Origin of the sequence: Pseudomonas serbiensis (genome assembly GCF_030580745.1) — a bacterium.
Taxonomy (GTDB): Bacteria; Pseudomonadota; Gammaproteobacteria; order Pseudomonadales; family Pseudomonadaceae; genus Aquipseudomonas; species Aquipseudomonas serbiensis.
The window spans coordinates 253,054-274,358 of sequence record NZ_JAUQOO010000003.1; the positions used below are offsets into that span (position 1 = coordinate 253,054).

Consider the following 21,305-nt stretch of genomic DNA (forward strand, 5'->3'; position numbering starts at 1 on the left):
CATGTGCTGCCCGCTACCCCAGAATCAAATACGCCGTGCGGCGTAACGCTTGAGCATGCTCGGTACATCCAGAATCAAGGCGATGCGACCGTCACCGGTAATGGTGGCGCCCGACATACCCGGCGTGCCTTGCAACATCTTGCCCAGCGGTTTGATAACCACTTCTTCCTGACCGACCAGTTGATCGACCACGAAGCCGATACGCTGGGTGCCAACCGAAAGGATCACCACATGGCCTTCATGCTGTTCTTCGTAAGCGGCAGAGCTGATCAGCCAGCGCTTGAGGTAGAACAGTGGCAAGGCCTTGTCACGCACGATCACGACTTCCTGACCATCGACGACGTTGGTAGTCGACAGGTCCAGGTGGAAGATTTCGTTGACGTTGACCAACGGGAAGGCAAAGGCCTGGTTGCCCAGCATCACCATCAGGGTCGGCATGATTGCCAGGGTCAAAGGCACCTTGATGACAATCTTGGAGCCCTGGCCCTTGGTGGAGTAGATGTTGATCGTACCGTTGAGCTGGGCAATCTTGGTTTTCACCACGTCCATGCCCACACCGCGTCCGGAGATATCGGAAATCTCGGATTTGGTCGAAAAACCTGGAGCAAAGATCAGGTTGTAGCAATCGGTGTCGCTCAGGCGGTCGGCAGCATCCTTGTCCATCACGCCACGCTTCACAGCGATGCCGCGCAGAACGTTAGGGTCCATCCCCTTGCCGTCGTCGGAGATCGACAACAGGATATGGTCACCTTCCTGTTCGGCCGAAAGAATCACACGACCGCCACGGGACTTGCCTGAGGCTTCGCGCTCTTCGGGAGTTTCGATACCGTGGTCGACCGCGTTGCGCACCAAGTGGACCAACGGGTCGGCAAGCGCCTCTACGAGGTTCTTGTCCAGGTCGGTTTCTTCACCAACCAGCTCCAGGTTGATCTCTTTCTTGAGCTGACGCGCCAGGTCGCGAACCAGTCGCGGGAAGCGACCGAAGACTTTCTTGATCGGCTGCATGCGGGTTTTCATCACCGCAGTCTGCAGGTCGGCCGTCACCACATCCAGGTTCGACACAGCCTTGGACATGGCTTCGTCGCCACTGTTGAGACCCAGGCGAACCAGACGGTTACGCACCAGCACCAGTTCGCCGACCATGTTCATGATCTCGTCCAGGCGCGCAGTATCGACCCGCACGGTGGTTTCCGCTTCGGACGCAACAGGCTTTTCAGCAGCGCCGCCAGCAGCAGGAGCACGAGCCGGTGCCGCAGCAGCAGGTGCTGCTGGTTTGGCGGCTGGTGCCGGGGCCGGAGCTGGAGCCGGCTTGGCTGCAGCAGGTGGCGGAGGCGGTGGAGGCGCAGTTGCTGCCGCATTACCGGCAACAGCCTGAGGCTCGAACTTGCCCTTGCCATGCAGCTCATCGAGCAGGTTCTCGAACTCGCTATCCGTGATTTCATCGCTGGCCGCCGCAGCAGGAGCTGCTGGTGCCTTGGCAGGTGCAGCCGCTGCTGCAACCGGAGCCGCAGCGACACCGCCATCGAACGAACCCTTGCCATGCAACTGATCGAGCAAGGCTTCAAATTCGTCGTCGGTAATTTCATCGCTGGCAGGTGCAGCGCCACTGGCCGGGGCAGCCGCTACTGGAGCGGGTGCAGGCGCAGCCACGGCATCAGGCGCAAACTGGCCCTTGCCATGCAACTGATCGAGCAGCGACTCGAATTCCTGATCGGTGATTTCATCGCTGGCCGCAGGCGCTGCCGCAGTTGCAGCAGGCGCTGCATCAGCCTTGGCCGCGCTCATGGTGTCGAGCAGGTGCTCGAACTCGGCGTCGGTGATGTCATCGCTTGCAGCTGGCTCGACGGGAGCCGCCTCGACCACAGGAGGTGGTGGAGGTGGAGCCGCCTCGGCCTGCTGAGCCGACTGTGGCTCTGCAAGACGCGACAGCGCAGCCAGCAGTTCTGGAGTCGCAGGCGTAAGATCGGTCCGCTCGCGCACCTGACCGAACATGCTGTTGACTGTATCCAGAGCTTCAAGGACCACGTCCATCAATTCGGCGTCAACGCGGCGCTCACCCTTGCGAAGGATGTCGAACACGTTTTCGGCGATGTGGCAGCACTCCACCAGCTCATGGAGCTGGAGGAAGCCGGCGCCCCCTTTTACAGTGTGAAAACCGCGAAAAATTGCATTGAGCAGATCCGCATCATCTGGTCGGCTTTCCAGCTCGACCAACTGTTCAGACAACTGCTCCAGAATTTCGCCGGCCTCTACCAGAAAATCCTGAAGGATCTCTTCATCGGCGCCGAAGCTCATTGGGGTGCTCCCTAAAATTAACCGTCAACAGACCTAGAAGCCAAGGCTCGATAGCAGATCGTCTACATCATCCTGTCCGGATACGACGTCTTCACGTTTATCGGCATGAATCTGCGGACCTTCACCCTGCGTGATATGTTTTTTAGGATCTTTTTCAGCAAGGATCGCTTTTTCGTCATGTTCGATGCCCGCAAAGCGGTCGACATGACTGGCCATGAGGACCAGTTTGAGCAGATTGCTTTCGACTTCAGTGACCAGCTGCGTAACGCGCTTGATCACCTGACCGGTAAGATCCTGATAATCCTGGGCCAGCAGAATGTCATTGAGATGGCTGGCAACGGTATGAGCTTCGGATTCGGTACGGGACAGGAAACCGTCGACACGCTTGGCCAGATCACGAAACTCTTCAGCACCGATTTCCCGACGCATGAAACGCCCCCAGTCCGCGCTCAGCGACTTGGCATCTTCGCTCAGCCCGTTCATCAGCGGCGTGCTCTGCTCTACCAGGTCCATCGTGCGGTTGGCCGCATTCTCGGTCAGTCGTACAACATACGACAGACGATCGGCGGCATCAGTGATCTGCGACACTTCTTCGGCTTGCGGCATGTTCGGGTCAATATGAAAATTGACGATCGCACTATGCAGTTCGCGAGTCAGCTTGCCGACTTCCTGATACAGGCCACGGTCACGAGCCTGGTTGAGCTCATGGATCAATTGCACGGCATCACCGAAGCGGCCTTTTTCAAGGCTGGCAACCAGTTCCTGCGCGTGTTTCTTCAGGGTTGACTCGAAGTCACCCAGTGAATCGTTGTTGTCCATAGCGCCCTCGCGGCATGCATCAGCTGTTGACGCGTTCAAAGATCTTTTCGATCTTCTCTTGCAGCACTTGGGCCGTGAACGGTTTCACGACGTAACCGTTCACACCAGCCTGGGCAGCCTCAATGATCTGCTCACGCTTGGCTTCAGCGGTCACCATCAGTACCGGGAGACTTTTGAGACGCTCATCCTGACGCACCTGACGCAACAGATCGATACCGGTCATGCCAGGCATGTTCCAGTCAGTCACCAGAAAGTCAAAGGAACCGCTTTGAAGCATCGGCAAGGCAGTGATGCCGTCGTCCGCTTCGGATGTGTTGGTGAACCCCAGGTCACGCAACAGATTTTTTATGATCCGCCGCATCGTTGAGAAGTCATCAACGATGAGGATTTTCATGTTCTTGTCCAATTCGACCTCCAAGCAGTCTTTAACGCATTCAGCACCTGAACACGCTGTTCACTCAATACTGGCACAGCACACCCCCGGCTGTACGAAAACGACGACGGGCTTGGCAAAACAACAAAACAGAAACCTGAACCAGCAGGCCATAGGCTCTGTCCGAACAGGCTCCTGCCTTGTCTATCCTGATACCACGTAACGCTCTGCACAGCCGGCTTGCGACAACCTGAGACTCTTGCAAGTCACAAATCGCCCATCAACGCGCTCGCCACTCCCCCAAACGCCCTCGCAAACGAGCTGCGCACTGGCTGTGTAACTGGCTGACCCGCGACTCGCTGACCCCAAGCACCTCACCGATTTCCTTGAGGTTCAGCTCTTCGTTATAGTACAGCGCCAATACCAGCCGCTCACGCTCCGGCAAGTTGGCGATTGCATCTGCCAGCGCTGCCTGGAAACGCTCATCTTCCAGGTCACGCGACGGTTCGAGCGAGCCGCTTGCGCCGTCCTCATGCAACCCTTCATGGTCGCCGTCCTGCAAAAGGTCGTCGAAGCTGAAGAGACGGCTGCCTAAGGTATCATTCAAAATCCCATAATAATCATCGAGACTTAACTGGAGTTCGGCAGCAACCTCATGATCTTTAGCGTCACGACCGGTTTTTGCTTCAATTGCGCGAATTGCGTCACTCACCATGCGCGTATTGCGATGCACCGAACGTGGCGCCCAGTCACCCTTGCGCACTTCATCGAGCATGGCACCGCGGATACGAATCCCGGCATAAGTCTCGAAACTCGCACCCTTGGTGGAGTCGTACTTGGTAGAAACTTCCAGCAAGCCGATCATGCCGGCCTGGATCAGATCTTCAACCTGCACACTGGCAGGCAGACGCGCCAGCAAGTGGTAGGCAATACGCTTGACCAACGGCGCGTAACGCTCGATGAGTTCGTACTGCGAATTCCTGGAAGCCTTGCTGTACATTTGAAAGCCGCTCGCTGTCATTGAACAGGCCCCGCACTGGTCTGGTGAACAAGTCGTTCGACGAAGAACTCCAGATGACCACGCGGGTTGGCCGGCAACGGCCAGGTATCAACCTTCTGGGCAATGGCCTTGAAAGCCAGTGCGCATTTGGAGCGTGGAAACGCCTCGTAAACAGCGCGCTGCTTCTGAACCGCCTTGCGAACACACTCGTCGTAAGGAACGGCACCGACATATTGCAGAGCCACATCAAGGAAGCGATCAGTCACTTTCGTCAGTTTGGCGAACAGATTGCGCCCTTCCTGTGGGCTCTGGGCCATATTGGCCAGAACACGAAAACGGTTCATGCCGTAGTCGCGGTTAAGCAGCTTGATAAGCGCGTAGGCGTCGGTAATCGAGGTAGGCTCATCGCAGACCACCAGCAATACTTCCTGCGCTGCGCGCACGAAGCTGACAACCGACTCGCCGATACCGGCAGCGGTGTCGATCACCAGCACATCGAGGTTGTCGCCAATCTCGCTGAACGCCTGGATAAGGCCGGCATGCTGGGCTGCTGAAAGATGGACCATGCTCTGGGTGCCGGACGCCGCAGGCACGATGCGCACACCGCCCGGCCCCTGCAACAGGACATCGCGCAGGTCGCAACGGCCCTCGATGACGTCAGCCAGCGTGCGCTTGGGCGTCAGGCCCAGCAGAACATCGACATTGGCCAGACCAAGGTCGGCATCGAGCAGCATGACGCGCCGGCCGAGTTCGGCCAGGGCCAGTGAAAGGTTCACTGACACGTTAGTCTTACCGACGCCACCTTTGCCACCGGTCACTGCGATAACCTGTACGGGATGCATGCTGCCCATGTTATTTCTTTACCTTGTCTTGCGTAGACCGAAACCACATTACGGGCTGCACGTTCGCGAACGAACAATGCCTGGCAGACCATTGATGCAGGGACATTCCAGTAATATCCATCAGTTACCCCACTCTCTTGCCAGGGGTGTGATAGAGGTCGGCAAACATATCGGCCATCGCTTCCTCGCTCGGCTCATCCTGCATTTGCACGCTGACTGCGCGGCTCACCAACTGGTGGCGACGCGGCAGGTGCAAGTCATCAGGAATACGTGGTCCATCCGTCAAATAAGCCACAGGTAATTCATGGCCAATCGCAAGGCTCAACACTTCTCCGAGGCTTGCGGTTTCATCAAGCTTGGTCAGGATGCAACCTGCCAAACCACAACGCTTGTAACTGTGATAGGCCGCAGTCAGTACCTGCTTCTGGCTGGTTGTCGCCAGCACCAGGTAGTTGCGGGCACGTATGCCACGTCCGGCGAGGCTTTCCAGCTGCATGCGCAAGGCCGGATCACTGGCCTGCAGGCCGGCGGTATCGATCAGCACCACGCGCTTGCGCAGCAGCGGCTCCAGCGCCTGGGCCAATGACTGGCCCGGATCGACGTGGGTAACCGGAACATTGAGGATGCGCCCCAGAGTCTTGAGCTGCTCCTGGGCACCGATACGGAAACTGTCCATGCTGACCAGCGCGATATTCTGCGGGCCGTACTTGAGAACATAACGAGCCGCCAGCTTGGCGAGGGTCGTGGTCTTGCCCATGCCGGCAGGGCCGACCATGGCGATCACGCCACCTTCTTCGAGCGGTTCGACGTCAGGCACGGCAATCATTCGCGCCAGGTGAGCCAGCAACATGCGCCAGGCCTGACGTGGTTCGTCGATTTCCGGGATCATCGCCAGCAGGTCACGCGACAGCGGGCCGGACAGACCGACGCGCTGCAGACGACGCCACAGGCTGGCCTGCTGCGGACGGCTGCCTTGCAGTTGATTCCAGGCCAGGGAGCCGAGCTGGACTTCCAGCAGCTCGCGCAGACCATTCAATTCGTGACGCATGGAGTCGTAGGCGCGTTGACCGACTGCCGGCTCTACAGCGGGTGCTGGTGCCTGGGCAAACGGGCGCGGCGGCTCTTCGAGCGTCGGTTCGATATGTTTATCGAGAGCGTTGAGCGGCATGCCGGAGAACAGCTGGCGATTGATCGAAGCATCACTGTCACCGCGGTTGTCCAGTTCGGCCTGAGCGGAAACGATGCGCGACTGAGTCTTGCGCAGTTCGTCCTCAAGCTCCATGTTCGGCACACGAGGCGCCAACGCGGACAGCTTGTAGTCCAGAGCGGCAGTCAGCTCGACACCACCGGCGATGCGGCGATTGCCAATGATGGCTGCCTCGGCGCCCAGCTCATCGCGAACCAACTTCATGGCTTGACGCATATCGGCGGCGAAAAAACGCTTAACTTGCATGACTCACTACCTCAGCCGTTAGGCCCGACAGTCGCTACGATGGTGACTTGCTTATTGTCAGGAATTTCCTGATACGCCAGAACATGCATGTTCGGTACAGCCAATCGTCCAAATCGTGACAGCATGGCCCGGATGGGGCCCGCTACCAACAGAATTACCGGCGACCCTTGCATCTCCTGACGCTGGGCGGCCTCAATCAACGAACGCTGAAGCTTTTCAGCCATGCTCGGTTCAAGAAGAACGCCTTCTTCCTGACCCTGACCAGCCTTCTGCAAACTATTGAGCAATATTTGTTCCAACCTTGGCTCCAGTGTGATCACAGGCAGCTCCGGCTCAATCCCTACAATGCTTTGCACGATTGCGCGGCTCAAACCGACCCGCACGGCCGCCACCAAAGCGGCGGTATCTTGACTCTTGCCAGCGTTGTTCGCGATGGCTTCGGCAATGCTGCGGATATCACGCACAGGTACGTGTTCAGCCAGCAGCGCCTGCAACACATTGAGCAACGCCGACAGCGAAAGAACGCCAGGCACCAGCTCTTCAGCGAGTTTGGGTGAGCTTTTGGCCAGCAATTGCATCAATTGCTGCACTTCTTCGTGCCCGATCAGCTCGTGGGAGTGCTTGTAGAGAATCTGGTTGAGGTGCGTTGCCACCACAGTACTGGCATCCACCACCGTATAACCCAGTGACTGAGCCTGGCTGCGCTGGCTGATTTCGATCCAGACCGCCTCAAGACCGAATGCCGGATCTCTGGCAGTAATGCCGTTGAGCGTGCCAAACACCTGACCCGGGTTGATCGCCAGTTCGCGATCAGGATAAATCTCGGCTTCGGCCAGAATTACGCCCATGAGCGTCAAACGATAGGCGCTGGGCGCCAGATCCAGGTTGTCGCGAATGTGTACGGTCGGCATCAGGAAGCCCAGTTCCTGAGAGAGCTTCTTGCGCACACCCTTGATACGCGCCAGCAGTTGACCACCCTGGTTGCGATCCACCAGCGGAATCAGGCGATACCCGACTTCCAGACCGATGATGTCGATAGGGGTCACATCATCCCAGCCAAGCTCCTTGGAGTCCTGAACGCGGGTTGGCGACGGCAGCAGTTCCTGCTGGCGCTGAACCTCAGCCAAGGCCTCGACCTTTGCCATGTTCTGCTTCTTCCACAGCCAGTAGGCTGCACCGCCCGCCACCAGACCCAGGCTGATGAAGGAGAAGTGCGGCATGCCCGGCACCAGACCCATGACAATCATGATCGCTGCCGATACGGCCAGGGCCTTGTGAGAGGTGAACATCTGGCGATTGATCATCTTGCCCATTTCTTCCGAACCGGAAGCACGGGTCACCATGATCGCCGCAGCAGTGGACAACAGCAGTGATGGCAATTGCGCCACCAAACCGTCACCGATGGTCAACAGCGTGTACACACGCCCCGCATCGGCAAAAGTCATGTTGTGCTGGAAGATACCCACCAGCATGCCGCCGATAAGGTTGATGAACAGAATCAGCAGACCCGCAATCGCATCACCGCGCACGAATTTGCTGGCACCGTCCATGGAGCCGTAGAACTCGGCTTCCTGGGCCACTTCGGCACGACGGCGCTTGGCTTCTGGCTGATCGATCAGACCGGCGTTGAGGTCGGCGTCGATTGCCATCTGCTTGCCCGGCATCGCATCGAGGGTGAACCGCGCACTGACTTCGGAGATACGCCCGGCACCCTTGGTGATTACCACGAAGTTGATGATCATCAGGATCGCGAACACCACGATACCAACCACGTAGTTACCACCGATGACCACTTCACCGAAGGCCTGGATCACCTTGCCCGCAGCAGCATGACCATCCTGACCATGGAGCATGACCACACGGGTGGACGCCACGTTCAGTGCCAGACGCAGCAATGTGGCGACCAGCAGAATGGTCGGGAAAACCGAGAAATCCAGTGGTCGCAAGGCGTAGACGCAGACCAGCAGAACGACGATGGACAATGCAATGTTGAACGTGAAGAACACGTCCAGCAGGAAAGGCGGTATGGGCAACATCATCATTGCCATCATGACCAGCAACAACAGCGGGACGCCCAGTTGCCCACGACCAAAGCCGGCAAGGTTGCTACGTGCGCTACTGATTATCTGAGAGCGATCCACTGTTCTTTACCTGCGCACTAAATCAAAACTTTGACGCCCAAGGCGACCTGAATCGACCTATTGCAAAAAGCCGTCCAACTTTAGCAGCGAGTAGCCAGCACAAAGCTGCAAGCTGATGACAACTTGTTGCCCTGCTTGGAGATATGGGGCTTTCGCGAATAAATTCGCTCCTACAGAGAATCAATCTGCAGATGTCATTCGCGAATGAATTTGCGCCTACGCAGGTGTGAACTTTCGCGATCAGGCGTCGCGTTGCAGATCCGGCGGAATAGGCAGAACACCCAGCGGATCGGGGCGTTTGCCTCGGCCAGAGTGGTACTGGCGGATCTGATAGACATAGGCCAACACCTGGGCCACGGCCAGGTAAAGCCCGGCCGGGATCTCCTGCTCAAGCTCGGTGCTGTAGTAGATAGAGCGAGCCAGGGCGGCCGACTCCAGTATCAGAATCTGGTTGTGGGCACCGATTTCGCGAATCTTCATGGCGACAAGATCGGCACCCTTAGCCAGCAGCATCGGCGCCCCGCCCTTCTCGGGATCGTACTTGAGCGCCACGGCAAAGTGAGTCGGGTTGGTGATGATGACATCGGCTTCGGGAATCGCCGCCATCATCCGGCGATGGGACATCTCGCGCTGCAACTGGCGAATGCGCTGCTTGACCTCAGGGCTACCTTCGCTGTTCTTGTGCTCGTCACGCACTTCCTGCTTGGTCATCAACAGCTTCTTGTGCGCCTCATACAACTGGAAGGGCACATCGGCCGCCGCAATGAAAAACAATCCGCACGCCATCCAGAAGCTGCTCCACCCCACCACCAGCAGGCTGTGGATGATGGCCTGTTCCAACGGCTCATGGGCAATGGAGACCAGATCGTTACGCTCCTTGCTGAGCACCACCAGCGCCACCGCCAGAATGATCAAAAATTTGGCGAAAGACTTGAGCAACTCCACCAATGCATGAGGCGAAAACATGCGCTTGAGCCCGGAAGCCGGGTTCATGCGACTGAATTTGGGGGCCAGCGACTTGGTCGCAAACAACCAGCCACCCAGCATGATCGGCCCTACCAATGCCGCCACCAGCATGGCAATCAGAAACGGCAACACCACAATCAGCGCATGCTCACCGGAGCTGAGCAGCAGCTTGCCCATGTAGGTGGTGTCCATCAGGGTTTCGCGGCTGATCGTGAAGTTGTTGCGCATCAACTCCACCATCATTTGCGCAATATCACTGCCGAACATCAGCAGCCCGCCCGCCCCCATCAGCATCACGACGAGGGTGGTCAGCTCCTTGGAGCGGGCAATCTGCCCTTCGGCCCGGGAGTCCCGGACCTTTTTCTCCGTGGGGTCTTCTGTCTTGTCCTGACCATTCTCGTTCTCAGCCATTTCAGCGAGCCCTCACCATGTCACGCAAGGCCTGCAAAGCCTGAACGGCGATGGGCTGATACTGATTGAGAATGTCAGCCATGGTCATCCACAGGATGACCATGCCAAGCACCAGAGTCAGGGGAAAACCGATGGAGAAGATATTGAGCTGCGGTGCCGCACGAGTCATGACACCAAACGCGATGTTGATGATCAGCAATGCCGTAATGGCCGGCAACACCAGCCTCAGCCCTGAACTCATCACCCAGCCGAGCCCCGTGGCCAGCTCCCAGAAATTGCTGACCAGCAAACCGCTGCCCACCGGCATGGTGGTGAAACTCTCGACCAGGATCTCAAGGACTACGAGATGCCCGTTCATGGCCAGAAACAACAGCGTGACCAGCATGGTGAAGAACTGGCCAATGACCGCCGACGACACACCGTTGGTGGGGTCGACCATCGAGGCAAAGCCCATACCCATCTGGGTGGCGATGATCTGCCCTGCCACGACGAATATATGGAAGAACAACTGAAGCGAAAGCCCTATGCCTGCACCGATGAGAACCTGCTCACCAATCAATAACAGCGCGCTGAGATCAAGGGCTTCGACGGGAGGCATGGCCGGCAGCACGGGAGCGACCACCACCGTGACCGCCACCGCGAAATACAGTCGCACGCGACGCGGCACCAGCGTCGTGCCAATGATCGGCATGGTCATCAGGACCGCGACGATGCGGAACAGAGGCAGCATGAAGCTGGCGACCCAGGTACTGATCTGGGTATCGGTCAGCGCAAGCAAAGGTTGCATGCGGTATTAGCCGATCAAGGTCGGAATACTGCCGTACAACGACAGGATGTATTCCATGAAGATTTTCAACAGCCACGGCCCCACGACAATCAGGGTCACAAGCATCACGATCAAGCGCGGGAGAAAGCTCAAGGTCTGTTCGTTGATCTGGGTGGCCGCCTGGAACATAGCAACCAGAAGGCCGCAGATCAGGCTCGGCACCACCAGAATCGCAACCAGCACAGTGGTCAGCCACAACGCTTCACGAAACAGATCGACCGCTACTTCTGGCGTCATTGGGCAGCCTCCTCGTCAAAACGACTCATACACCACCAAAACTTCCCGCCAGCGTACCGACGATCAACGCCCAGCCATCCACCAGCACGAACAGCATGATCTTGAACGGCAAGGAAATGATCAGCGGCGACAGCATCATCATACCCATGGCCATCAGCACACTGGCGACGACCAGGTCGATGATCAGGAACGGGATAAAGATCATGAAGCCGATCTGGAAGGCCGTCTTGAGTTCGGAAATAACGAAGGCCGGGACCAGAATGGTCAAGGGTGCAGCGTCAGGCGTCTGAATATCGGTACGCTTGGACAGGCGCATGAACAGGTCCAGATCGCTGGTGCGGGTCTGGGCCAGCATGAAGTCCTTGATCGGCACCTGCGCCTTGGCCACTGCGTCCTGCGCACTGAGCGTTTCTGCCAGATAAGGCTGCAAGGCATCCTGATTCACCCGATCGAACACCGGCGCCATGATGAACATGGTCAGAAACAGCGCCATGCCGGTCAGAATCTGGTTGGACGGTGTCTGCTGCAAGCCAAGGGCCTGACGCAGGATAGAGAAGACGATGATGATCCGCGTAAAGCTGGTCATCAGCATGACGAACGCCGGGATGAAACTCAGCGCCGTCATGATCAGCAGTATTTGCAGGCTGACCGAATACTCCTGCTGACCGGCAGGATTGTTGGACAGTGTGATCGCCGGTATCGACAACGGATCGGCAGCGAACGCGACAGGTGCTGCCATCGTCAACAGCAGCAATATCAGGAAACGCAAGGCACCCATCACTTCTTGTCCTTATCCTTGCCCATCAACTCCAGAAGCCGCTGGGCGAACTCAGGGGTTGCCTGCTCGCGAACCGGAACCTGCACCGGCTCCTTGAGCACATGCAAAGGCGTGATATGCCCCGGCGTGACACCCAGCAGAATCTGCTCGTTACCCACCTGAACCAGCAACAGGCGATCACGTGTCCCGAGCGCCCGGGAGCCAAGCAGTTCGATCACCTGACCACTGTTTGGCCCAACGCTCTGGACACGACGCATGACCCAGGCCAGAACGAAAATCAGGCCGACCACTACCAGCAGACCGAGCAGCAGTTGCAACACTTGCCCGCCCATTCCGCCAGAAACCGTGTTGGCGACCTGCGGGGCGGCAGCAGCCTGAGCCACAGGCTCGGCCGCCCACGCCAGCGAAGGCAGCGTCAGCAGAACACCCAGCAAGCGCCTCACTTAGCGCAACTTCTTGATGCGTTCACTCGGACTAATGACATCCGTCAGACGAATGCCGAACTTCTCGTTGACCACCACCACCTCGCCATGAGCAATCAAGGTGCCGTTGACCAACACGTCCAGCGGCTCGCCAGCCAGACGATCCAACTCGATCACCGAACCCTGGTTGAGCTGCAACAGGTTACGGATGTTGATATCCGTGCTGCCCACTTCCATGGAAATCGACACCGGAATATCCAGAATCACATCCAGGTTAGGACCGTCCAGAGTGACGGGCGCATTGCTCTTGGGTACGCTGCCGAACTCTTCCATCGCCATGCGCGACGAAGAATTGCCTTCATCGGCCGCCAACAATGCGTCGATATCAGCCTGCCCTCCCTCACCGGCTTCACCCAGTGCCGCGGCCCATTCATCGGCCAACGCCTGATCTTCAGCAGACGTCATTTCGTTTTCATCAGCCATCGGTTGTCCTCAGCGGGCATTTATTCAGTTACGCAACAATTCCGGCATCGACCTGACAGATCAACGCCGCTCTATGGGTTCGATTACTTGCAGGGCAAGGTTGCCCTTGTGCGAGCCGAGCTTGACCTTGAAAGAAGGCACGCCATTGGCACGCATGACCAGCGTTTCGGGCAACTCGACCGGAATCACATCGCCAGGCTGCATGTGCAGGATGTCGCGCAGCAACAGCTGACGCTGAACGATGGTCGTGCTCAGCGGAACATTGACGTCGAGAACGTCTTCCTTGAGCGCCTTGATCCAGCGCTCGTCCTGATCGTCGAGGTCCGACTGGAAACCGGCGTCGAGCATTTCGCGGATCGGCTCGATCATCGAATACGGCATGGTCACGTGCAAATCACCGCCACCACCATCGAGTTCGATGTGGAAAGTGGAAATCACTACCGCCTCGCTCGGGCCGACAATGTTGGCCATGGCCGGGTTCACTTCCGAGTTGATGTACTCGAAGTTCACCTCCATGATCGCCTGCCAGGCTTCCTTGAGGTCGATGAACGCCTGATCCAGAACGATACGCACCACGCGCAGTTCGGTCGGCGTGAATTCGCGCCCTTCGATCTTGGCGTGACGACCGTCACCACCAAAGAAGTTGTCCACCAGCTTGAACACCAGCTTGAACACCAGCTTGGCATCGAGGATGAACAGGGCCGTACCACGCAGCGGCTTGATCTTGGCCAGGTTGAGACTGGTCGGCACGTACAGCGAGTGAACATACTCACCGAACTTCATGACCTGGACACCGCCCACCGCCACATCAGCCGAGCGACGCAACAGGTTGAACATGCTGATGCGGGTGTAACGGGCAAAACGTTCGTTGATCATTTCCAGGGTCGGCATCCGACCCCGCACGATCCGGTCCTGGCTGGTCAGGTCGTAACTCTTGATGCTGCCAGGCTCATTGTTACTTTCGGTCTGGACCATCCCATCGTCAACGCCATGCAGCAGCGCATCGATTTCGTCCTGGGACAGCAGGTCTTGAACGGCCATGTCAGAGTCCTACTGCAATACGAAGTTAGTGAAGAGCAACTGTTCGATCACGGTCTTGCCGAGCTCTTTCTGTGCCACTTCCTGAATGCTGGCAGTCGCTTTCTGACGCAGCATTTCCTGGCCGATTGGCGTGGCCAGCGACTCGAAAGGAATCGCAGCGAACAACATCACCAGATTGTTGCGAATGACCGGCATATGAACCTTCAAGGCCTCCATGTCCGCAGCATTGCGCGCCAGCATGGTGATGCTGACCTGCATGTAACGCTGACGACCATTGGAATTGAAGTTGACCACGAACGCCGGAGTCAGGGCTTCAAAGACTGCCACTGGCTTGACGTTGGCTGCCGCCGCTACCGCCGCCGGATCAGGCGCGCTCGCAGACTTGTGCATGATGAACCAGGTCGCGCCTACCGAGAGGCCTACAGCAAGCAATAAAGCCACGACTGCGACGATGATGAGCTTGAGTTTGCCTTTGGAAGCGGGGTCTTTAACTTCTTCGCTCTTCGCCATGCCAATAATCCGTCACTATTCAAGGGGTTCGCTGATGCGTGAGAGAGGCAGAGCAAGTGTTATGCCAGAGTTGCGAAGAGGAAGGCGTGAGCGTGAATGAATTCGTTACATATGCGGAGGTTTATCGCGAATGAATTCGCTCCTGCGGGCGCAGGAGCGAATTCATTTGAGAAAAGATCAATCAAGCGTAGAAATCGATCTCGCTGGAGCCGATCACGCGAGCCGCTGGCTGGCTGACCGGAGTGGCGGCATCGGCAACAGCGGTATCGTCCTGCCCGTCACCGGAACCCGAACCACCGCTACGGCCACCGCGCTGTGCGCGACTGGCCTGTTCCTGCGCCTGCTGCTGGGCTTGCTGCTGAGACTGGTCGGATACGTTGACATCCACCTGACCAAGCCCCTGCTGCACAAACGACTCACGCAAGCGTGACATCTGGCTTTCCAGCGCTTCGCGCACACCCATATGGGCGCTCATGAAGGTCACCTGGGTCTGTTGCTCCGGCGCCATATTGACGCGAATGTCCAGACGACCAAGCTCGGCAGGTTCCAGCTTGATTTCAGCCGACTTCAGGTTCTGGCTCGACAGGTACATCACGCGATCAACGATCCCTTCGCTCCAGCCGCTCTGGTTCATGGCCAGAGGCTGGTTGATCAGAGGCGCAGGCGAAGCCGCAGTCCTGGCAGGCTGCGCAGCCTGACTCAAGGCCGCCAGACGCTCGGCGAAGTTATCGACCCGCGTATCGCCAGTGACGCTCTTGGTGTCTTTCAGGCCGTCGCTGATCAGGTTGCTGAACGACTTGTCGCTGCTTTCGGTGCTGCTCTCGTCCGACGGCAACTGCTCGCTCAAGGCCGCCAGGTTATTGGCAACATTTTGACTCGGGTCATTATCGGCATTGTTTGTCCGACCCGACGCATGAGCCTGTTGCGCCGCCTGCGCCTTGGAGTTGGCGTTTTCCAGCGCAAGCTGCACCGCATGCAAGCCGTCCAGCGGATCGGCCTCAGGGTCGAACGAATCATCTTCAGCAACAGGCGCCGCCACGGACAACGCCGCCACGACCGGCAATGCCTGGACCGCATCGACGTCAGCCTTTGCCGCCGAAGTAACAGGCGTCTGGGCAGCAGCGAGCTGCAATGCCGGATCAAGCGCGGGATCGGTGACCACAGGCGTCACCACCTCGGCGACCGCTTCACCCTCGGCATGAGACTTGTCATCGGTGCTGGCACTGGCCGAGTCGGCAGGCAAGCCCTTGCCGCTTTCGGCAACGGTCGAGTCATCAGCGGCAGTTGCCGTGTCAGTGTCGGTCTTGTCCTTGCCAGCGACCGTCTTGTCCTTTTCAGGAACGGACTTGTCACGCGCAGGCTTGACCGCAGTATCGTTGCGATCAGCGACCTTGTCCTTGGCCTGCTTGGCGTAGACATTGGAAAAGCTGGAAGCATCGCCCTTGCCGCTGTCAGCAGACTTGATCGCATTATTGGCCGCACTGGACTTTGACGCCGCAGTCACATTGGCCTGAAGAAGCACGTTAGGGGCAAGGGGCATTTCGATCTCCGCACATAAGCAGCTGGTTACCCGAATGACAGCAAGATACGGGCCAGTTTTGCCAGAAAGCGGAGACAGGGGAAATCAGGTTTGTCCGATGAACAATTGGCGCTCGGCGTCGAATAACCGGCGGATGGTCAGGTACTCGCTGTCGATCCTGCCAATCAGCTCTTCGAGGCCTGCGCGCTGCTGCTGACGAGCACGCTCTTCAAGCTGGCGACACAGATCCGACAAGAGCAAGGCGCCCATATTGCTGCTGCTGCCCTTGAAGCTATGAGCCGTCAGGCTCAACTCCTGCAGGTCCAGCATCTCGGTATCGACAGCCCGACGCAATTGAGTCACGCGCTGCTCGGAATCCTTGAGGAAAACATCGAGCAACGTTGGATATTCGTCTTCCATGACTTCCTGCAAAACGCTTAACACGCTGTAATCCAGATGAATCGACACTTGCTCACTCCTTGATCAAGACTCTGCAGGCGATTATGCCATTGCTCTCCAGAAAAATTCCACGCAAGCAACCCGGCCGTCCTTAGACCATTGCGCCTGCTGGCTCAACTCACGAATCAACTTCAGACCACGACCATGCAGCCCATCCAGCGAAGGCGGCATGGCAAGCACCTCCTGCACATCGAACCCCTGGCCACTGTCTTCGACACGAACAGTCAGCCGACCACCCTGCTCTACAGGCTCGACCTGCAGATGCACGCGAATGAAGCCCGACTGCAACGCCTCCAGACGCTCCGTCCGCTCTTTATAATAGCGGGCAAATCCGGTGGCATCCTGCTTGAGTGCCGAATCCAGCCCCAACACACCATGCTCCAGCGCATTGCTGTACAGCTCGGTGAGAACGCTATGCAGCGCAGCACTCTGCGCCTGAAGCGCTGGCACCTCAAGCAATAACTGCATCAGATAGGGCAAAGGATTGAATCGGCGCAGAGTCGAAGCCCGAAACTCGAAGCTGACCGACCAGTCCAGAGGGCGCGACGCCGCACTCTCGAAATAATTCGATACCGCCGGTGTGTCCTGCGCCTCATCGATGATACTGATTTCCAGCATGCTGACGTCATCACGGGCACGTCCGCCAAAATCGTTCAGCGCCTGAAGAATCTCCTCAATCAACAAGGGCGGCTGACGGTTTGCCGTCAGGACTTCACGCAGGCGCTGCACACCAAACAACTCTTCGCGATTGTTGCTGGTATCCAGCACGCCATCGGACAGCAGAAAAATGCGATCCCCCGTCGACAGCGGATAAACCTCCGTCCGGTCATCGAAAGAACTGGCACTCAGTATCCCAAGCGGCAAATGCCGCGACACCATCGGCAAGTGACTGCCATCGGTCACTCGCAACAGATAAGCATCCGGCAACCCGCCATTCCATATCTCGACTTGTTGCTGCTTGAGATCGACCGAGAGCAGCGCTGCACAGCAGAACATGTCCACCGGCAGGATGCGCTTGAGCTTGGCATTCATTTCCCGAAGCATTTCAGACACGCCGTAGCCCTTGGCGGTCATGCCGTAAAACACTTCGGCCAAGGGCATCGCTCCCACTGCCGCAGGCAGGCCATGGCCGGTGAAATCACCGAGCAATACATGCATATTCCCGGCCGGCGTGTAGGCAGCAAGCATCAGGTCGCCATTGAACAGCGCGTAAGGCGATTGCAGATAGCGGATATTGTCCGCCCCCAGACACCCCGAATGCGCTACCTGATCGAATACGGCCTTGGCGACGCGCTGTTCGTTGAGCAGGTAGTCATGATGCCTGGCGATCAGGTCGCGCTGATGCAGGACGGTTTCCTGCAACAGCCTCAGCCGGTTCATGGCATTGATCTTGGCAGCCAGAACCAGCGGGTTATAGGGCTTGGAAATGAAGTCATCACCACCGGCATCCAGGCAGCGCGCCAAGGCTTCGCCTTCAGTGAGAGACGTCAGAAAGATGATCGGGACCAGCGACTCGCCGGACAGGCTCTTGATACGCCGCGCCGCCTCGAAACCATCCATGACCGGCATCATCGCGTCCATCAGGATCAACTGCGGCCGCTCGGTCTCGAATATCGCCAATGCTTCGATGCCATTGGCCGCACTCAGGACTCTATGGCCCAGCCGCCCGATGATGGTCGACAGCAGCAGACGATCACTGGCGCTGTCATCGGCGATCAGTATGCACACCCCCCTGAATGCCGAGGACAAGGGCGTCAACTCAGCTGGAACAGCTTCGAGAAATTGGAAATGGTGAGAATCTTGACGATATCGGGTGTGCAATTGGCCAGCCGCACCACGGCATCATCACCGCCGGCGTGATCACGCAGCAGCAACAGCATGCCCAGTGCCGAACTGTCCAGATAGTGAGTTCCCCCCAGATCCACCACGTAACTCAGGCTGCCAGCATGCCCTTCATAAGCACCGCGAAAATCTTGATGAGTGGAAAAATCGAAACGCCCCTCAATGAATACGGTCAGTTGCTGACCGTCTTGAGAAAGCCCGGAAGTGATCTTCGCCATAAGGATTCCTGAAGTACGCCATCACACCTCTCGCAAGCGTAGCCGAGAGAATCGACATATCAATACTGCTCATGGCGCGGCAGGCGCTGGGACAACTCATCGAGCAGCTTCTGCTCGCGCTTGTCTTCAAGTTGACGCGCTTCGTCGATATAGCGCTGCACCAGCTTGCGCAGCCCCTCGACTCGCGCATAACACTCCTGCCAGGCACCACGAGCCTTTTCGAGGTTGACCTTGTGCCACTCCAGGCTCTTGTTCTGCTGGCCGACGGCAGTCTCCAACTGATTGAGAAAGCGCTGGTAGTTGGTCAGCCATTGGCCGGACACACCGTTACTGCCCTGGTTGATCCATTGTTCCTGATAACTCAGGCGGAACCGCTCCAGCTCTTCAAGCTTGCTGTAGGCCAGGTTGACCTGCCCCTGAAAGTGCCCCAGACGCTGGGCCGCCGTACGCTCGGCGGCCTCTGCCATCTCGACCACGGGCGCCAGACGCGCCGCACGACTCTGGGCCATGATCTATCAGCCGCCAGGAGCCGGAGCGAACACGGCCGCCAGTGCATCGCTGCTGGCCTGCATGCTTTCGTTGTCGCGCAAACCCTGGCGCAGGTAACGCGCAAGGGCGGGTTGCAGGGCAATGGCCGTGTCGGTTTCCCGGTCGCCACCTGCCACATAGGCACCCACGCTGATCAAATCGCGACTCTGCTGATAACGGGACCACAGCTGTTTGAAGAACTGCGCACGCCCCATGTGATCAGGGCTGACAACCGCCGGCATGACCCGGCTGATGGAAGCTTCAATATCGATGGCCGGGTAATGCCCCTCCTCGGCCAGACGCCGGGACAACACGATATGACCGTCAAGCACACCCCGCGCGGAGTCGGCAATCGGGTCCTGTTGATCGTCACCTTCGGACAGCACCGTATAGAACGCGGTGATGGAACCGCCACCGGCCTCGGCATTACCGGCACGCTCGACCAGCTTGGGCAAACGGGCAAATACCGAAGGCGGATAACCCTTGGTTGCAGGCGGCTCACCGATGGCCAGGGCGATTTCCCGCTGGGCCTGGGCAAAACGGGTCAGAGAGTCCATCAGCAGCAGAACATTCTTGCCCCGGTCACGGAAATACTCGGCAATGCGCGTGCAATACATGGCAGCGCGCAGACGCATGAGTGGTGCATCGTCAGCAGGCGAAGCCACGACGACAGAGCGTTTGAGCCCCTCTTCTCCGAGGATATGCTCGATGAACTCCTTGACCTCACGACCCCGCTCACCGATCAGGCCGACGATAATAATGTCCGCCTCGGTAAAGCGCGTCATCATGCCCAGGAGCACACTCTTGCCCACGCCAGTACCGGCAAACAGGCCGAGACGCTGGCCGCGACCGACCGTCAATAATCCGTTGATACAGCGAATCCCCACATCCAGCGGCTGGCTGATGGGGTCACGCTTGAGCGGGTTGATGGCCGGGCCGTCCATGGGTACCCAGTCTTCGGCCTTGATGGGCGGACGTCCGTCCAGCGGTCGACCGGCACCATCGAGTACACGACCCAGCATGCTCATGCCCATCGGCAGGCGTCCGGTATCGGCAAGCGGTACAACCCGCGCACCCGGCGCGATACCCGCCACACTGCCCACAGGCATCAGGAATACCTTGTTACCCGAAAAGCCCATCACCTCGGCATCGACTTCGACCGGATGATGGCTGTCATCGTTGATCACCACACAGCGACTGCCCATGGCTGCACGCAACCCTTCGGCTTCGAGGGTCAGGCCGACCATGCGCAGCAGGCGCCCTTCCACCACCGGCTGGGCAGGCAAGGTGATGGAGTCGGCATACGAGCCCAGGCGCTTGCCGAAGCTGGTGCGATCAAGGCGCATCGTTTTTCTCGATATCGACTGCACTGGCAGGAGTGCCGGTCAGTTCGATATTCAGATCGGCTGCGCCGGGGTGTGCGACCTGCTCATGCAATTGGTCGTACATTTTGGAGATGGCCAGGGAAATGCGCGTCTCGACACTGGCATCGATACGACTATGTTCGGTTTCGATCCGGCAGCCGCCGGGCAACAGGCTATCGTCCTCAAGGATTTTCCAGCTTTCCTCATGGCGCTCACGCAACGCCTTGACGAGCCCGAAGTCTTGCGGATTGATAAAGATGCGCAGGTTCTGCGCGCCCATCGGCAGCAGTTTCAAGGAGTCACGCAAGACATGGGCGATCTGCTGCGAGTCAGTCTGCAACTCGCGCTGAATCACCTGCCGGGCAATGTGCTCGACAAGGTGGATAACCGCCTTTTCGATCTGCGTGTCCTGCTCGGCAACCGGCTCCAGCAGATTGAGCATCAACTGCTCAAGGCTGGCGATCTTGGCCGCCAGCGCCACTTCCGCTTCCTGACGAACCTTGAGTTGTGTGCTGTGAAAGCCTTCTTTTTCGCCCGTGGCGAACCCTTCGTTCCAGGCTTCCTGGCGAATGCTTTCCAGCTCTTCCAGGGTCAGCGGCTGAACCTCCTCCAATGGAACTTCTTCCATTTCGGCAGGTTCTTCCTCCACTGGCTCCGGCTCGGGTTCCGGCTCAGGTTCTTTATGTGGGTCAAAGCTGGGCAATGACCACATGTCGAAACCAACGACATCCTTGGCGCGAATAAGATCGCTAACCGATTCTTTACTGGAGCTGGACAT

General features: G+C 58.1%; 22 protein-coding genes. All 22 read right to left on the bottom strand.

All coding sequences use genetic code 11. From position 1 onward, the window contains the following. Positions 1-24: 24 nt before the first annotated feature. Entirely contained in the window at positions 25-2,295 is a 2,271-nt protein-coding gene (locus tag Q6A51_RS06065) for a chemotaxis protein CheA (RefSeq protein ID WP_304574350.1), read from the bottom strand. 33 nt (positions 2,296-2,328) lie between these two features. Next, positions 2,329-3,114: a protein phosphatase CheZ gene (locus Q6A51_RS06070; RefSeq protein ID WP_201004693.1), complete on the bottom strand. Its 786-nt coding sequence runs from the start codon at positions 3,112-3,114 to the stop codon at positions 2,329-2,331. Between the two features lie 19 nt (positions 3,115-3,133). Beyond that, the gene (locus tag Q6A51_RS06075; RefSeq protein ID WP_183134005.1) at positions 3,134-3,508 is read right to left on the bottom strand and encodes a chemotaxis response regulator CheY; all 375 of its coding nucleotides are present in this window, start codon (positions 3,506-3,508) and stop codon (positions 3,134-3,136) included. A gap of 259 nt (positions 3,509-3,767) precedes the next feature. Continuing rightward, complete coding sequence (gene fliA / locus Q6A51_RS06080; RefSeq protein WP_304574351.1) at positions 3,768-4,508, bottom strand: RNA polymerase sigma factor FliA; 741 nt, start codon at positions 4,506-4,508, stop codon at positions 3,768-3,770. After that, positions 4,505-5,338 carry a flagellar synthesis regulator FleN gene (gene fleN, locus Q6A51_RS06085; protein WP_201004694.1) on the bottom strand — a complete coding sequence of 278 codons (834 nt, stop codon included), beginning with the start codon at positions 5,336-5,338 and terminating at the stop codon, positions 4,505-4,507. Before fleN ends, fliA begins: the two co-directional genes overlap by 4 nt. Positions 5,339-5,453: 115 nt before the next feature. Further along, a complete protein-coding gene (gene flhF / locus Q6A51_RS06090; protein WP_201004695.1) occupies positions 5,454-6,782 on the bottom strand; it encodes a flagellar biosynthesis protein FlhF in 1,329 nt (442 codons plus the stop codon). A gap of 11 nt (positions 6,783-6,793) precedes the next feature. Beyond that, positions 6,794-8,923, bottom strand: a complete 2,130-nt coding sequence (gene flhA, locus Q6A51_RS06095; RefSeq protein ID WP_201004696.1) for a flagellar biosynthesis protein FlhA — start codon at positions 8,921-8,923, stop codon at positions 6,794-6,796. Between the two features lie 240 nt (positions 8,924-9,163). Beyond that, complete coding sequence (gene flhB, locus Q6A51_RS06100; protein WP_201018442.1) at positions 9,164-10,300, bottom strand: flagellar biosynthesis protein FlhB; 1,137 nt, start codon at positions 10,298-10,300, stop codon at positions 9,164-9,166. Position 10,301: 1 nt separating this feature from the next. After that, positions 10,302-11,087: a flagellar biosynthetic protein FliR gene (gene fliR / locus Q6A51_RS06105; RefSeq protein ID WP_304574352.1), complete on the bottom strand. Its 786-nt coding sequence runs from the start codon at positions 11,085-11,087 to the stop codon at positions 10,302-10,304. 6 nt (positions 11,088-11,093) lie between these two features. Next, entirely contained in the window at positions 11,094-11,363 is a 270-nt protein-coding gene (gene fliQ / locus Q6A51_RS06110) for a flagellar biosynthesis protein FliQ (RefSeq protein WP_122316631.1), read from the bottom strand. A gap of 25 nt (positions 11,364-11,388) precedes the next feature. Next, complete coding sequence (fliP, locus tag Q6A51_RS06115) at positions 11,389-12,141, bottom strand: flagellar type III secretion system pore protein FliP (RefSeq protein WP_201018439.1); 753 nt, start codon at positions 12,139-12,141, stop codon at positions 11,389-11,391. Further along, positions 12,141-12,584, bottom strand: a complete 444-nt coding sequence (gene fliO, locus Q6A51_RS06120) for a flagellar biosynthetic protein FliO (RefSeq protein WP_201018438.1) — start codon at positions 12,582-12,584, stop codon at positions 12,141-12,143. The genes fliP and fliO overlap by 1 nt, the downstream gene beginning before the upstream one ends. After that, complete coding sequence (gene fliN, locus Q6A51_RS06125; protein ID WP_117181181.1) at positions 12,585-13,046, bottom strand: flagellar motor switch protein FliN; 462 nt, start codon at positions 13,044-13,046, stop codon at positions 12,585-12,587. A gap of 60 nt (positions 13,047-13,106) precedes the next feature. Continuing rightward, complete coding sequence (gene fliM, locus Q6A51_RS06130; protein ID WP_304574353.1) at positions 13,107-14,087, bottom strand: flagellar motor switch protein FliM; 981 nt, start codon at positions 14,085-14,087, stop codon at positions 13,107-13,109. A gap of 9 nt (positions 14,088-14,096) precedes the next feature. Further along, on the bottom strand, positions 14,097-14,597 hold the full coding sequence (gene fliL, locus Q6A51_RS06135; RefSeq protein WP_201004704.1) for a flagellar basal body-associated protein FliL: 501 nt from the start codon (positions 14,595-14,597) through the stop codon (positions 14,097-14,099). Positions 14,598-14,778: 181 nt separating this feature from the next. Further along, on the bottom strand, positions 14,779-16,137 hold the full coding sequence (locus tag Q6A51_RS06140) for a flagellar hook-length control protein FliK (RefSeq protein ID WP_304574354.1): 1,359 nt from the start codon (positions 16,135-16,137) through the stop codon (positions 14,779-14,781). An 84-nt stretch (positions 16,138-16,221) separates the two neighbouring features. Continuing rightward, positions 16,222-16,584, bottom strand: coding sequence for an Hpt domain-containing protein (locus Q6A51_RS06145; RefSeq protein WP_304574355.1), 363 nt, complete (start codon positions 16,582-16,584; stop codon positions 16,222-16,224). Between the two features lie 33 nt (positions 16,585-16,617). Beyond that, a complete protein-coding gene (locus tag Q6A51_RS06150) occupies positions 16,618-18,324 on the bottom strand; it encodes an ATP-binding SpoIIE family protein phosphatase (protein ID WP_304574356.1) in 1,707 nt (568 codons plus the stop codon). A gap of 5 nt (positions 18,325-18,329) precedes the next feature. Continuing rightward, the gene (locus Q6A51_RS06155; RefSeq protein ID WP_201018434.1) at positions 18,330-18,635 is read right to left on the bottom strand and encodes an STAS domain-containing protein; all 306 of its coding nucleotides are present in this window, start codon (positions 18,633-18,635) and stop codon (positions 18,330-18,332) included. A 59-nt stretch (positions 18,636-18,694) separates the two neighbouring features. Further along, a complete protein-coding gene (gene fliJ, locus Q6A51_RS06160) occupies positions 18,695-19,144 on the bottom strand; it encodes a flagellar export protein FliJ (protein WP_201018433.1) in 450 nt (149 codons plus the stop codon). Positions 19,145-19,150: 6 nt separating this feature from the next. Next, complete coding sequence (gene fliI / locus Q6A51_RS06165) at positions 19,151-20,509, bottom strand: flagellar protein export ATPase FliI (protein WP_201004710.1); 1,359 nt, start codon at positions 20,507-20,509, stop codon at positions 19,151-19,153. Continuing rightward, positions 20,499-21,305: a flagellar assembly protein FliH gene (fliH, locus tag Q6A51_RS06170; RefSeq protein WP_201004712.1), complete on the bottom strand. Its 807-nt coding sequence runs from the start codon at positions 21,303-21,305 to the stop codon at positions 20,499-20,501. Before fliH ends, fliI begins: the two co-directional genes overlap by 11 nt.